The following is a 14,544-nucleotide window of genomic DNA, read 5'->3' on the forward strand; positions in this document are numbered from 1 at the left end:
TTTCGTATCTGTCTAATAATTAATAAAACTAATTATATATTAACTAAAAGGGTCCTATCATTTTACTTATCTTAATTCTTTACCGGATTTAACATTCTTTCGATTTTACCCATAATTAAATCTGCTGCAATTGCCATCAAGGCTGTAGGGACAGCACCAGCTAAAATAATAGCTGTTCCATCCGTTGCATTTGTACCTCGTACAATGATGGAGCCGAGACCTCCTGCGCCAACAAACGTTCCGATTGCTACAACACCGATGCCGACAACAAGTGCTGTACGGATTCCTGCCATCATAACGCTGACTGCTAGAGGTAATTCTACTTTGAACAACAGTTGGAATCGTGTCATTCCAGAAGCATAAGCAGCTTCCTTCACTGTTTGGTCGACCCCGGTTATTCCAACATAGGTATTTTGAATGATGGGCAATAGGGAATAGAAAAAAACGGTTGTAATGACGGTTGTTGTTCCAAGTCCCATCGCAACCATGGTAATAGCCATAAATCCTAATACAGGAATGGTTTGAATGATGCTTCCAAGTGTCAGCACCCATCCGCTCAGCTTACCATATCTGGCAATCAAAACACCAATTGGGATGGAAACAATGGAAGCGAAAAGAACACCGTAGGCAGCCATTAAAAAGTGACGGTAAAATTCTGTCCAAATGTAAAAACCATTTTGAGATACGTATGTTGTAAATTGTTCCCAGATGCTCATTATTTGCCCTCCTTATCTTCGAAGTAGTTGTTTTCTTCCAGGAAGTCGCGGGCAATGGCTGCCGGGCTGACTAATTCCACGTCACCTTGGTAGTTCATTTCCTGCATATTTTCTGTTGTTACTGTGTCGCTCAGCTTGTCCATTACTTCTTTAATCTCTGGATTTTTCTCCAGGATTTCATTTCTTGCTACAGGAGAAGCATCATAAGGAGGGAAGAAGTCATCGTCCAGTACTTTTAAATCGTAAGCGGCAATTCTTCCGTCTGAGGAATAGCCAAGTACCGCATCCATATTCCCAGATGCCGCAGCTTCATACACTAGACCAATTGCCATTGGATAAACATTACCAAAAGCAAAGTGTGTCTCTGTAAAAGCTTCATAGCCGTCACCTGAACGATTTACCCATGCGTTATCCACTCCAAAATTCATATCATCAGCGAAGGGCTTTAGATCATCTACGTGTGTAATTCCATTTTCATCTGCAAATTCCTGTGTAACGGAAATGGTATAACTGTTTTCAAAACCGTAGGAGTCGCCCCATGTCTGGTTAAATTTTTCGTCAAATTCCCGCTGGACAATTTCCATTGCTTCCTCAGGGTCTGTAATATCTTCATAATTTAAGACACCTGCAATATCTGTGCCGGTATATCTGGTAGCGGTAATATCTACTTCATCCTGCATCATTGCTTGGTGCAGGACCATAGTTGATCCTAAATTTGTTACTAACTCCGTATCTAAATCAGTATAGTGCTCGATCATCTGAGATAGAATATTGCCCCATATTTCGGATTCTACCGTATCTAAGGTTGCAATTCGAACGGTACTTTCTGAAGGACCGCTGAGACCAGGCAGTGCGCATCCTGAAAGGAGAAGTGCCGAAAGAAGGGGAACCAGCAATAATTTCTTCATATATTATCCTTCCTTTTTATACAGTTTTTCTCACAGTGTAGCTGGCTGTAAGACTCCCACTCCTAACATAGAGAAAACTCGAAATTTCTAGGTGGGAGATCAAACAGCCAGTAACGGCCCGATTGGTTCGGGGCTACAGGATGTAGGTCACAAAGGCGTTGCGACACGATGTCGCGAACTTAGCCTTTGTTCCTTACGTCAGTGGGAAATGCTAAGAAAAACCTCACTGAATAAAGTTTCACTTTATCAAGGCTTTAGGCGTTAATCCTTTTTCAAGGAGTGATAATAACCCATTAGCAATTAAAGCTAAAATCGTTGCCGGAACCGTACCGAGAACAATAAGTTCAGGTTTATACAGATTCAGACCATCGAAAATGAGATCACCTAAACCGCCGCCGCCGATAAATGCTGCCAGTGTGGCCCAACCAATCAGGTAAACTGTTGCAAATCGTATGCCGGACATAATGACAGGTAAAGCCAGCGGCAGTTCAACTTTTCGAATAATCTCAAAGGTACTCATTCCCATGCCTTTTCCTGCTTCTTTTAAACTTGTATTTACTTCCATAACACCGGTGTACGTATTTCTAAGTATGGGGAGTACAGAATAAATAAACAAAGCAATAATCGCAGGTACAACGCCTACGCCCAGAAAAGGCATTAAAAAAGCTAAAATAGCTAAACTCGGGACGGTTTGCAAAATTCCTACGAAAGATATAAACCGGTCTGCTGCTTTACTTGGTATCCGTGTCAGTAAAATCCCCAGCGGAACAGCAACCAGTACGCCTAAAACAATAGCGGCGATAGAGATGTATAAATGCTCTCCCGTTTTATCTAACAAATCCCATCCATATGATGAGAGTGTATCCATCATTGTCTGCATGCTCTGCTGCCTCCTTTATTATTCAATTGCACTGCCTTCTGCCGTTTCATCACCCCAGATGGTGTTGTATACCATATCTGCAAGTGTTGCTCTTGTTACAATTCCCGCCAGCTTATTATTATCTGTCACAACTGGTACGTAACTGCTGCCACTGCGAAGCATACGATACATCGTATCCCGGAGCAGGCTGTTTTTATCAACGGCATATTTTGCAGTATCCATTACTTCATAGACCTGGTTTTTCTTTTTATAATTTGAATCGATCATTTCGATATCGACGTAGCCTTTTAAAATTCCTGACTCATCAACTACAAGCAGAGAGTCCACACGCTTTGCATGCATTTTCTGAATCGCTTCTTTCAGACTGCTTTCTTCTTCTATCGTAATTGGATTCGGATTCATAATCTGTTCGACCCGTGTTACCTCCGGGCGACTTTCTAATAACCGGTCTTTTCCAATAAAGTCTTCTACAAATTCGTTAGCTGGATGACGCAGAATATCATCTGGGGTACCGGCTTGAACGATTTCCCCCTTATTCATAATAACGATCTTATCAGCGAGTTTTATTGCTTCATCCATATCATGCGTTACAAAAACGATTGTTTTATCCATTTCCCTTTGAAGCTTTTTAAACTCTTCCTGTAAACTGTCACGGGTAATTGGGTCTAGTGCCCCAAAAGGTTCGTCCATTAAAATTAATGGAGGATTCACAGCCAAAGCTCTCAGCACACCAATTCGCTGCTGCTGTCCACCGCTTAGTTCATGAGGATAACGATTTAAATATTCCTCTGGAAGGTCAACTAAAGAAATAAGTTCTTTTGCCCGTTTCTGTTGTTTTTCCTTATTCCATTTTAAAAGGGATCCTACAAGAGATATATTTTCTCCTACAGTCATATGGGGCATTAATCCGATTTGCTGAATAACATATCCAATGGATCGTCGCAGCTGGACAGCATTCTGCTTGAGAACATTTACTCCGTCCACAAGAATTTCTCCGCTGGAAGGCTCAATTAACCTATTAATCATTTTCATTGTTGTTGTTTTTCCACAGCCGCTTGGTCCAATAAAAACGACAAACTCTCCACGTTCTATTTTTAGGTTCAGTTTATGAACAGAAGGATAGTCGTTCCCTTCGAACTGTTTTGTTACTTCTTTAAACTCTAGCATCCAAAGCACCTCCATTGCTTATTCCGTTAAAAAACTAACTTTCAGACTTACTCAGTATAATAAACAGTCAGGTAAAAATGAAAATCCGAAAATAGCGATTTAAACCGTAAAATCTGTGCAATTTAAACTTTACAAAGTATACAGAAGGGTTTATCTTAGAATTTCTTTATTTTACGACTGTTTTCTACAGTATCTGCTTTTTTCATTTTTGTTTGATTCATGTTAAAGTGGCACATATACAGGAAAAAGGGGGCTTGACGATGGCATCATTTTCAAACGATCAATTGCTTCAAGAAATTAAATCCTGCGAGGATCTTCTCACAGATCGAATTGCGGATAATATGGAAACTTTCGGCGTATCTTCAACAGTCGGCCGTTTGCTTGGCATTATTTATATGAACCGAGAGGCGATGACATTAGATTCATTGGCTGATGAAACAGGTATGAGTAAAACAAGAATGAGCCAAGTCATGAGACAGATGATTTCACTTAATATCGCTGAGAAAGAATACGTTAAAGGCAGCCGTAAGGATCATTACAATGTGGAACGGGACTATGCCCAGACGTTTATTTCCTTATTTACAAGTAACTGGTCAGAGGTTGTAAAACGTAATACTAGTTTAGAACGCCGTCTCAGAGAACAAATTCGTCATTTAGAAACTTTCTTGACGGAGGATTCTTCTGAAGATGTAAAGGTTCGAATGGAGAGATTACAGCAGGAATTGGATGAATGGAATGCTTATTATAATTGGATTGATAATCTTGTTGCATTTTTTGAAAGTGGCGAGATTTTTAACCATGTACCCATCGTCTCCTCAGAACAAGAAGGAGGAAGCACAAAATGAAAAATAAACGAATCATCACTGCGGCACTGACTGGTGCAGGAGATACAACAAAAAAAAGCAGACATGTCCCGGTTACACCAAAAGAAATTGCGGAATCTGCTATTGAATCAGCAAAAGCAGGTGCTGCAATTGCACATATTCATGTTCGTGACCCAAAGACTGGTAAGCTCAGTCACGATGTAGAGCTTTTTAAAGAGACTGTAGAACGAATTCGTGAATCCGATACAGATGTGATTATTAATATTACTGCTGGCGGGGGCGGAGATTTTGTTCCTGACCTTCAAAATCCGACACAAGGAGGGCCAGGGACAGATATCCAGACCCCGAAGGAGCGGCATGAGCCTGTCGGTAAATTGCTTCCGGAGCTCACAACATTGGATTGCGGCAGCCTGAACTTTGGTAACCAGGTTTATTTAGGACCGGAAGACTGGCTTCGCGAGCATGCCGAGCTGATTAAAGAGAGTGGTGTAAAAGCCGAAATGGAAGTATTTGATACAGGTCATATCCGCCTTGCCAACCAACTAATTTCTGAAGGGCTGGTGGAAGGAACACCAATGTATCAGTTTTGTCTTGGGATTCCATGGGGCGCTGATGCTGATTCAGAAACAATCGAATATATGAAAAGACGTATTGTCGGGGGATCCCACTGGTCGGCGTTCGGTATTGGCCGCATGCAGCTGCCGATTGTTGCACAGGCTGCTTTGCTTGGCGGGAATGTCCGTGTTGGATTAGAAGACAATCTATATTTAGAAAAAGGTGTACTTGGTACAAATGAACAGCTGGTAGATCAAGCTGTCAATATTTTAAACAGTGTGAAACTTGAGCCGATGACAGCGGCAGAAGCGAGAGAGCATTTGAATCTGAAAACATTTAATTCTTAAGAGGTGAACTATGGCACAAAAAACAATGGCAGTTTTAGGAACTGGAGTTATCGGCAATGGCTGGATTGCCCGCTTTTTAGCAAGTGGTCATAAAGTCAATGCTTTTGATCCGGCTCCTGGCGCGAAAGAAAAAACAGAAAAAATGATAGATGAAATTTGGACAACATTAGAAGAATTTGGAATAAGTGATGAAGCAGCGAAGGAAAATCTCAGCTTTTATGACACCTTAGAAGAAGCTGTAAAAGAAGCTGATTTGATACAAGAAAACGTCCCAGAACAGGAAGCGTTGAAGAAAAAGGTATTGGCACAAGTCGATGCCGCAGCTAAACCAACAGCGATTATTGCATCCAGTACCTCCGGTTATATGCCTTCAGTACTGCAGGAGGACTGTGCTCACCATCCAGAACGCGTTATTGTTGCACATCCATTTAATCCAGTTTACTTAATACCGCTGGTAGAAATAGCTGGAGGCAAACAAACAGAAAGAAGTTACATGGAAAAAGCAGAAAAAATGTATGAAAGCATGAATATGAAGCCGCTTGTGATGAAAGGCGAAATTGATGGTCATATTGGTGACCGGCTTATGGAAGCAATTTGGCGTGAAGGTCTTCATATTGTCAACGATGGCGTTGCCACAACTGAAGAAGTGGATAAGGCGATTGTGTATGGACCTGGTCTGCGCTGGGCTTTGATGGGACCATTTTTGACACTTCATTTAGCTGGTGGTAAAGATGGTATGAAGCACATGCTTGAACAGTTTGGTCCTGCTTTGAAGCTTCCGTGGACTCGCTTGGTAGCCCCAGAATTGACCGAAGAATTAAGTGAAAAAGTTATTTCAGGAACTGCAGAGCAAAGCGGAGATGTACCAATTGAAGATCTGGAGCATCGTCGTGACCGCTTCTTGATTAAACTGATGGGGCTTTTAGAGGAAGAAGGTTTCTGGCCGGCAGAAAGGCTGCTTTCCTATGATAGAAAGTAAGCAAATATGGAATGGCCGTGTATTGCCCGAATGGGTAGATTATAATGGCCATTTGAATGATGCATATTATGCTTTGATTTTCAGCCGCAGCCTGGATGCCTTGATGGATGAAATTGGACTCGATGAAGAAGGAAGAAAAGCAAACGCTTATACTATATTTACCCTGGAAGCGCATATTAAATATTTAAAAGAAGCACATGAAAATGAAGAACTGCATACAAATGTTACTGTTTTGAACAAGGATGAAAAGCGTATGCATCTTTGGTTTGAAATGAAAAATGAAGAAAATACGACTGTGGCAACCAGTGAACAGATGGTAATGGGAATGGACCAGATATCAGGGCGCCCTGCGCCGTTTCCAGATACAGTTGATGTGCGGATTAATCAATTTCCTAGATTGCCAAAAGAGAATTGGCCTACTGGAGCGAATACACTTATGGGTATTCGTGAGAAAAAATAACATATACTTTTGATTGAAACAAAAATATTTGTATTGTCATAGGTAATATATACTCCCTTTATTGTGAACAGAGAAATAATTAAAATTCTCTCAGATGATAAAGGGAGCATTTGCTATACCCGAAAGAACAGATATCATTCGCTGTAAGACTGTATTAGCTGTTGAAAAATAATTCAACATTTGTAAAAATGGTAACATCATCAGGAAAAATATGTTATACTGCCATTTGTAATCAACATTAATAAAATCTACGAAACGAAGTAGAAGAGGTTCTAGCTAACACCCTCTATAAAAAACTAAGGATAACCATACCGAGCCTTAGGTATGGTTTTTTATATTTTCTGGGTGTATAGGATTCTCTTTTTCAGATTGGAAAGGGGATTTTTTTATGGGAAAAAATAATAAGCGCGCAGTAGTTGTATTTAGCGGTGGCCAGGATAGCACTACCTGCTTATTTTGGGCATTAGAAAAGTTTGAGCATGTGGAATTAGTGACCTTTGATTACAATCAACGTCATAGCCTGGAGATTGAAGTCGCCAGGGAAATTGCTGAAGAGCAAGGGTTGAGACATCATATCCTGGATATGTCATTACTGAATCAATTAGCTCCTAATGCTCTGACAAGGGCGGATATAGAAGTGGAAAATGCCGAAGAGGAAGGAAAATTACCAAATACATTTGTCCCGGGAAGAAATTTACTGTTTCTTTCATTTGCAGCAATTTTAGCTAAGCAAATCAATGCAAAGCATATTATTACCGGTGTATGTGAGACAGATTTTAGCGGATATCCGGATTGCCGTGATATCTTTACTAAGTCTTTAAATGTCACATTAAATTTGTCAATGGACGAAGATTTTGTTATTCACACTCCATTAATGTGGCTGGACAAAGCAGAAACATGGGAAATGGCGGACGGGCTGCAAGTCTTCGATTATATCAGAGAGAGAACACTAACCTGCTATAACGGAATAAGAGGGGCCGGGTGCGGAGAGTGTCCGGCATGCCAATTGCGCCAGCGAGGGTTAGATCAATATCTGGCAAGAAGGCAGGAGGTGAATCAATAATGTTCGGGTTTCGTATTGTTGAAGAACTGCAAAAACTGGATGAAGATATTCAAAGAGAGCATTTAGCCTACCATCAAAAACGAGTAATGGTAAGTAAAGAATTTACATTCGATGCGGCACACCATCTTCATTGTTATGAGGGAAAGTGTAAAAATCTTCACGGGCATACCTATAAAGTTATATTCGGTATCAGCGGTTTTGTTGATGAAAACGGCTTAGTTATTGATTTCTCCGATATAAAAAAGATTTGGAAGGACAAGATTGAAGTATTTTTAGATCATCGTTATTTAAATGAAACATTACCAAAAATGAATACAACTGCAGAAAATATGGTCGTCTGGATTTTTGAACAAATGGAAGAAGCAATCCGTGACCTGCCTAACGATTGTAAAGTAGAACTTGTCCGGCTGTTTGAAACGCCGACGAGTTATGCTGAGGCCAGACGGGAGTGGATTTATCATGCGTAAAATACCTGTTTTAGAGATATTCGGACCTACGATTCAAGGGGAAGGAATGGTAGTGGGACGTAAGACGATGTTTGTAAGGACAGCTGGATGTGATTATCGATGTGCATGGTGCGATTCCTCATTTACATGGGATGGAAGCGCCAAAGAAGATATTGTTCAGATGACGAGTGAAGAGATTTGGCAGCGGCTGAAAGAAATAGGCGGCAATCAATTTGATCATGTGACGATTTCAGGCGGGAATCCAGCTTTGTTATCTGCTATTGATAACCTGATCGATTTGCTACAGAAAAATAATATCGAGGTCGCCCTGGAAACACAGGGGAGTAGTTATCAGGATTGGTTTGTAAGAATTGATGATCTGACCATTTCTCCAAAACCGCCAAGCTCTAATATGAAAACAAACTGGGAGAAGCTTGATGATATCATCCATCAACTTAAAGCAAATGAACGATTAAAACATACCAGCTTAAAGGTTGTAATTTTTGATAAAGAAGATCTTCATTATGCTGAAAAAGTACATCAGCGCTATCCGGAGCTTGCTTTTTTCATGCAGGTAGGAAATGATGATTTAGAGGAAGCAGAGCCGCAGCAATTATCCCGGCATTTATTAAATAAGTATGAATGGCTAATTAATGAAGTAGTGGCATCTACAGTGTTGAATCGGGTTCGTGTTCTGCCGCAGGTGCATGCGTTAGTTTGGGGAAATAAACGTGGGGTGTAGTAAAAAAAGGGAATTTCACGGATAATAATATAATTTGTTACGGTAAAGCACCTTTATTGTTATGAGAGAAAGTATAAAAATCTTTACGGGCATATTTATAAAATCATGTTCATTATCATAAGTTAAATTTCTGTAGAGAATCTGTTATTTTTACTTTTAACAAAATAGAAAGTTGATCCAGGTCAATGGTAAGACTCTGATAATACTTGAGAAGTCAGTCTGACTTCTCAAGTATTCATTTTTAAAAAATCCTATAGGCAGAGAGAAATTAGAAACTTCTACATGAGTAACATAACTATTCCATTTCCAGTCCAAGTCCCTCTAAGTGTTTAATATAATTTTCCGTTTTTAAATCGTCTACCTAAGAAACGGCTGCGTCAATTTCAATGATGTCTTGCATATTGGCTTCTGATAAAACTAAATATGCTTCAGTAATAAAATAATCGTCCTCATGAATACTCCCGCCACTTCATTTCTATTGAAATTGGAAGTGGGGGTTTCTGGGGTGTCGACTTTCAAGATGACGATTAACCTCCAGTGGAGTGGACACATCGGTGTGCTGAAAACACCCAACCCCGCTATCCTATTGGTCTTTGCCTCCTAAGACTACTTTTATCTTACAACCAAAGTTACCGGGTTTCGTAAAGCCCCGATATTGGAAAAGCTGTGATGAGACGCATCTTTGAAAACTTTTCGCATAATATTTGCAGCGCCATTTACATCTGCATGGATGAAGTATTAAAACCTCCCACCTAAAATCCGACGAAATTTTTGAGGAAGGAGTCCGCTTAGCTGAAATGATAGAAATAAAGAAAGAAAAGCTGTTATTATGTAAAATGTGTTATTAAGGTTGCTTATACTATGAATTTTTATTCAATAGGGAAGATGTAGTTGCTTATCCATCAAGCATGGTGCATTGTGATAAAATGATATTAGCGGAGGATTGATTATATGAAACACTTTATATTTGGAAGTGCAGCAGCCGGCATTTTAAAGCACGCATTCCGTAAGAAAAATCATCAAATTATCAGCTTTCCAATTGATTTTTCAGTAGGGCCAATTACTAATATTCATCAGCCTTGTGGCATCAAGGATCATTTTGCCTGGAAAGCTTCTTGTTTTCAGGAGGTGCAGAACTTTCATGCAGATCAATCTGATTATCAAGAAGCGCTGGAGCAATTAGGAGAAATAAAAGATGGCGATAAACTGACCATTTGGATCTGTGAAAATACCTCGGAGCAAATTGGCCTTCGAATCAGCTGCTATTTATTAAATGGTAAAGATGTGGAGCTGAGGGTAGTAAATACCGCTGACGCAATGCAGGAATATATGAGGGGTAAAGAAATAGAAGTTGCTATTCTTTCCACGGGTGATTGTAATGCGAAACAGCTAATCCATTTTTATAATCATTCATATTCATACATAACAAAAGAAATGCGGCAAACTTTCGAGCAGGAGGGAGAAGAATTGCTTCAGCGTGGCAGTTTGGTACGTTCCTGGAAGCAAGGGGAAATCATAGATGAATTAGAAACAAGAGATGATACCTTGATTATAGAATATATAAAAAGTGTGGAGCAAGAAGGAGAGGAAGCGACCTTTATCAATGCAGCAAGAGTAGTTGGAGGCGTATTAACGAAGTCTGATCAATTCTTTTCAGATTTATGGATTGAGTACCGGATCCGTTCGCTTATCCAGGCTGGTTATCTGATATATGAAGGAAGTCTGCAAGCCATGTGGATGTACAGGGTAAAAACAAACGGCTTGAAATCAGTTTAGAATTACATAGCTATGCCCCTGTCAAAAGACGACGTATACCACTGCCTTTTGATAGGGGAATGGTATATCCTTTTTATTTTTCTGTATTGGCAGACTAAAGCAATAAAATAATCCCGCCGAGCATTGGTACAGCAACCATGGCGATTTTTAATGCCATCGGATGTAACCGAGTTGTAAATTTAGCGCCGATATAAGAACCAACAATCGTTCCTGCAACGACCTCTGCAAATAATTTTAAATCGAGAAATCCTACAGTATAATAACCGATACCGCCAACTAATGCGATTGGTATAATAACGAGCATCGTTGTACCTGCGGATAGTTGAAGCGATAAACCGAAGAAAACAAGCAAACCGATTTGAATAAATGGGGTAGACCCGATACCGAAGACACCAGATAATAAACCAGTCACAATCCCAATACCGCCAGCCGTCATCCAAAATCTGCTTCTTGAAGAGCGATTTTTCTCTGCAAATGCTTGCGTAGCAAAACTGCCGAAGCCGACTGTGACACGAATCCAAAGCAAAATTGCGGATAAAAAAAGCATTCCGGCTGTAAACCATTTTAAATCACTTTCAGGAATGAAAACTGCCAGCCTTGATCCAAAAAAGGCACCAATTCCGCCAAACAATCCCGTTGCCAGTCCTATTTTTAACATCGTATTTCTTTCTCTCAGATGGCTGATTGTGCCGGATAACGATGTGAAAACCATTGCTGCCAGGGATGTCCCGAGTGCTGTATGTATCGGAACATCAAAGACTTCACTCAGCATGGCAATAATAAAACCGGCGCCCCCGGCCCCGATAAACCCAAGTAGCATTCCGATAACAAGCATCGTTAATAAAACAATCAAAATTAAAATCCCTTTCTTTTCTAAAACTACATGAAGTATTATAGCATATTAGCGGAAAAATATTGGGCGGCAGGTCTTGTGAAGAGTTCGTATCAGACAGCATATTGATTGAGTGATGAGTTTATGCAGTTAATATAACTTGTGAAGAATATAAAAAAAGAAAAACACCGATAAAGGCATTTTTCTTTTTGTGAATGTAATAAGTAACTGACCATTAATTATTTAAATCATGTATGCCCGGCGCATGTTCATTTGGCATATCTGGCATAGTAGGTACTGGATATCCCTTAGGCGGCTCTGTAACATGTAATTCGCCGCCATTTCTGCTTGGGGTCGTTCCCTGGAATATTTCTCCTATTTGTGTATCATCCAGTCTAAAATTAAATTGAGCATTATGGAAGCCCATTTCAACATATTTACGGCATTCCGGGTACTTATTTAAATCATAATTTGGAACTGGGAATATCTTGCCCCAATCTACTCCTAATGTTTCCAATGCTTTTGCAAACGCATTTTGATGGGCGTTATCACGAACAATCAGAAAAGCAATGGTCTCTCTTAAAGCCTTGTTGCTGCTCATTTCGTAAATTCTTGATTTTTGCAGGACGCCAGTTGATTCTAATACAACATTATTTAATAAATTCGCAACCAGGTTCCCGTGATCGTAAACCCAGCTTCCGTTCCACGGATTACCAGCAGCATCTACAGGCAGGGATGCCTTTGCTCCCATAATATAGTGATGCGGATTCACCCCGGTCTGAATGACATCATCCAGTGGAGCACCATCAGATGCCTGATTACCTGGCATATTCTCTCCAGAATCATTTAATAACTGGTTAATGGTGGATTGGACAAGCTCCACATGACTTAATTCTTCTATAAATATCCCTCTGATAAGATCACGATAAGGCTTGGCTTTCCCTCTGAAGTTAGCACTTTGAAAAGAGAATTGCATCAGAGTTCTCATTTCTCCAAATTGTCCGCCTAACGCTTCTTGAAGTACTCTTGCTGCATGCGGGTCGGGTTTATCTGGAACAATCATGTTGATTAAATCTTCTTTATAGAAATACATAAATGGTTGGTCTCCTTTTATCTGTTGATATATTCTTACTTATCTTTCCTATGCAAATTTAAATTATTCAAATAAAAAATGAAAAAAGATGTAAAAGAGCAGTTTTAATCTCTTTTATATCGCTTTTACACTAATTATAACAATTCAACCCACTGCCAATAGGTTGCACTAAACAGGATAACAAGCAGGTAGCCGATCACAGTAAGCGGCACGCCGGATTTAATAAATTGTTTTAAAGTAAATGTTCCGGTACCATATGCCAGCATATTTTGCGGAGCGCTGACCGGTAACAAGAAGCCGAAGCTGATAACAAACTGCATAATCAGGACAAGCCCCGGACCATTAAAGGCTGCCGGCTCCATAGATCCGACTAAAGCAATAACAATCGGGATAAAGGCTGATGCTAGGCTGGTGGCACTGGCAAAGCCCAAGTGAATCAGAATATTAAATAAAGCAAGTACTGCGATCATACCAACCAGAGGCAGGGAAGACACACCAAGTATTTCAAATGAATTAGAAGAAAGCCAGGTAGCTCCCTCCGTTGCTAACAGAACAATCCCTAATGAAATTCCCGTTGCAAATACAATCAATGTACCCCAAGGAACCTTGGTCTGTACTTCTTTCCAGGCAAAGATGCCAATAACTGGTGTCAGCATAATTGCAACCGCAACAATGGTAACCGTAGTAGAATCTAAAGGATGCAAAATGCCTTCAGTAGACCAGAATAATAATAATAATCCGGCAATAATAACCAAACGCCATTCTTTACTGCTCATTTTTCCAAGCTCATTCAGTTGCTTGCCGATACTTATTCCTTTTGGCATTTCCGACATATTCGGCTTTATCAGGTTGACCATAACAACATAAAGCACAATAGACATAATAAAAGCCCAGGGAGCAGCATAGAGAAACCATTCTCCCCATGTCACATTAATTCCAAATGCAGATTCCATAAATCCCAGAGCAACCATATTTTGTGCGGCTGCTGTTTTTATACCAATATTCCAAATGGAAATAGATTGTACAGCAGTAATCATTAATAATGCTGCCAGTTTACTTTGCTTTGCTAATCCAAATGCAGCAACAATTCCTAACAAGATAGGTACAAGTGTACCTGCACGGGCGGTGGCACTTGGCACGAACAATGCAAGTACAAAACTGACAATAATCGTTCCTAAAACGAGCGCATCAGGCTTTGTTCCGACCTTCGACATAATATACAGCGCTATTCTTTTATGAAGCCCGGTAATTTCCATAGCCGTTGCCAAAACAAGTGCTCCCCCGACAAGCAATACGGCAGAAGAACTAAATCCTTCTACTGCCATCCCAAGCCCCTGACTCGTTCCATAAATTAATCCCGGGTCTTCGAGAGTGGGGGATATTCCGATCAGGACAGCCAATAAACTGACTATCATTACCGCACTGACAGGATAAGAAACCGCTTCTGTAACCCATAAAACAACAGCAAAAGCTAAGACAGCAAGCGCTCTGTGTCCCACCAAAGGCAATGAATCAGGATTAGGTAAGATTAAAATAATAATAAGAACTAAAAAAGCTGCAATGAGTGCAATAGCATCTTTCTTTTTCATGAAAACCCCTCCCTTTATTTACCTTTATTATAATATATAATACCTTGTTTGTGATTTGTTTCACATGTTACAGAATAATGAACTTGTGAAACAGTTCGCAAAATATTCAATAAATAGAAGGGAAAGAATTCCTTCAGTTAAATTTTGCTTTACATTATAATTAATAT

15 protein-coding genes and 1 riboswitch are annotated in these 14,544 nt (G+C 40.0%); of the genes, 8 read left to right on the forward strand and 7 right to left on the reverse strand.

Annotated elements, in window-relative coordinates:
• Positions 1-71: 71 nt before the first annotated feature.
• From OSO01_RS11045 to OSO01_RS11060, 4 genes are all read right to left on the reverse strand, one after another.
• Entirely contained in the window at positions 72-716 is a 645-nt protein-coding gene (locus OSO01_RS11045; RefSeq protein ID WP_077601435.1) for an ABC transporter permease, read from the reverse strand.
• Positions 716-1,624, reverse strand: a complete 909-nt coding sequence (locus OSO01_RS11050) for an osmoprotectant ABC transporter substrate-binding protein (RefSeq protein WP_147210485.1) — start codon at positions 1,622-1,624, stop codon at positions 716-718. The genes OSO01_RS11045 and OSO01_RS11050 overlap by 1 nt, the downstream gene beginning before the upstream one ends.
• A gap of 238 nt (positions 1,625-1,862) precedes the next feature.
• Positions 1,863-2,504: an ABC transporter permease gene (locus tag OSO01_RS11055; protein WP_156987526.1), complete on the reverse strand. Its 642-nt coding sequence runs from the start codon at positions 2,502-2,504 to the stop codon at positions 1,863-1,865.
• An 18-nt stretch (positions 2,505-2,522) separates the two neighbouring features.
• Positions 2,523-3,671 carry a betaine/proline/choline family ABC transporter ATP-binding protein gene (locus OSO01_RS11060; RefSeq protein ID WP_147210486.1) on the reverse strand — a complete coding sequence of 383 codons (1,149 nt, stop codon included), beginning with the start codon at positions 3,669-3,671 and terminating at the stop codon, positions 2,523-2,525.
• Positions 3,672-3,931: 260 nt separating this feature from the next.
• On the opposite strand from OSO01_RS11060, the gene OSO01_RS11065 reads away from it, so the two are divergent.
• The 8 genes from OSO01_RS11065 to OSO01_RS11100 all read left to right on the forward strand — a co-directional run bounded on the left by OSO01_RS11065 (position 3,932) and on the right by OSO01_RS11100 (position 10,863).
• Positions 3,932-4,516, forward strand: coding sequence for a GbsR/MarR family transcriptional regulator (locus OSO01_RS11065; RefSeq protein WP_186813638.1), 585 nt, complete (start codon positions 3,932-3,934; stop codon positions 4,514-4,516).
• Positions 4,513-5,397, forward strand: coding sequence for a beta-keto acid cleavage family enzyme (locus tag OSO01_RS11070; protein ID WP_147210487.1), 885 nt, complete (start codon positions 4,513-4,515; stop codon positions 5,395-5,397). Before OSO01_RS11065 ends, OSO01_RS11070 begins: the two co-directional genes overlap by 4 nt.
• A 10-nt stretch (positions 5,398-5,407) precedes the next feature.
• Entirely contained in the window at positions 5,408-6,376 is a 969-nt protein-coding gene (locus OSO01_RS11075; protein WP_147210488.1) for a 3-hydroxyacyl-CoA dehydrogenase NAD-binding domain-containing protein, read from the forward strand.
• Complete coding sequence (locus tag OSO01_RS11080; protein WP_147210489.1) at positions 6,363-6,836, forward strand: thioesterase family protein; 474 nt, start codon at positions 6,363-6,365, stop codon at positions 6,834-6,836. The genes OSO01_RS11075 and OSO01_RS11080 overlap by 14 nt, the downstream gene beginning before the upstream one ends.
• Positions 6,837-7,096: 260 nt before the next feature.
• A riboswitch (PreQ1 riboswitch) is annotated at positions 7,097-7,142 on the forward strand.
• An 82-nt stretch (positions 7,143-7,224) separates the two neighbouring features.
• Entirely contained in the window at positions 7,225-7,899 is a 675-nt protein-coding gene (gene queC / locus OSO01_RS11085; RefSeq protein ID WP_147210490.1) for a 7-cyano-7-deazaguanine synthase QueC, read from the forward strand.
• The gene (gene queD, locus OSO01_RS11090) at positions 7,899-8,366 is read left to right on the forward strand and encodes a 6-carboxytetrahydropterin synthase QueD (protein ID WP_147210491.1); all 468 of its coding nucleotides are present in this window, start codon (positions 7,899-7,901) and stop codon (positions 8,364-8,366) included. The genes queC and queD overlap by 1 nt, the downstream gene beginning before the upstream one ends.
• Positions 8,359-9,087 (forward strand): 7-carboxy-7-deazaguanine synthase QueE, encoded by a 729-nt coding sequence (gene queE, locus OSO01_RS11095; protein ID WP_186813639.1) that lies wholly within the window; start codon positions 8,359-8,361, stop codon positions 9,085-9,087. The genes queD and queE overlap by 8 nt, the downstream gene beginning before the upstream one ends.
• 951 nt (positions 9,088-10,038) lie before the next feature.
• Positions 10,039-10,863 (forward strand): DUF1835 domain-containing protein, encoded by an 825-nt coding sequence (locus OSO01_RS11100; protein WP_147210492.1) that lies wholly within the window; start codon positions 10,039-10,041, stop codon positions 10,861-10,863.
• A gap of 94 nt (positions 10,864-10,957) precedes the next feature.
• Here the strand turns inward: OSO01_RS11100 and OSO01_RS11105 are convergent, their stop codons facing one another.
• The 3 genes from OSO01_RS11105 to OSO01_RS11115 form a co-directional block, all read right to left on the reverse strand.
• Positions 10,958-11,698, reverse strand: coding sequence for a sulfite exporter TauE/SafE family protein (locus OSO01_RS11105; protein WP_222595731.1), 741 nt, complete (start codon positions 11,696-11,698; stop codon positions 10,958-10,960).
• A gap of 232 nt (positions 11,699-11,930) precedes the next feature.
• Entirely contained in the window at positions 11,931-12,788 is an 858-nt protein-coding gene (locus OSO01_RS11110; RefSeq protein WP_147210494.1) for a manganese catalase family protein, read from the reverse strand.
• Between the two features lie 134 nt (positions 12,789-12,922).
• Entirely contained in the window at positions 12,923-14,377 is a 1,455-nt protein-coding gene (locus tag OSO01_RS11115; protein WP_147210495.1) for a DASS family sodium-coupled anion symporter, read from the reverse strand.
• Between the last annotated feature and the right edge of the window lie 167 nt (positions 14,378-14,544).

Origin of the sequence: Oceanobacillus sojae (assembly GCF_007991515.1) — a bacterium.
Taxonomy (GTDB): Bacteria; Bacillota; Bacilli; order Bacillales; family Amphibacillaceae; genus Oceanobacillus; species Oceanobacillus sojae.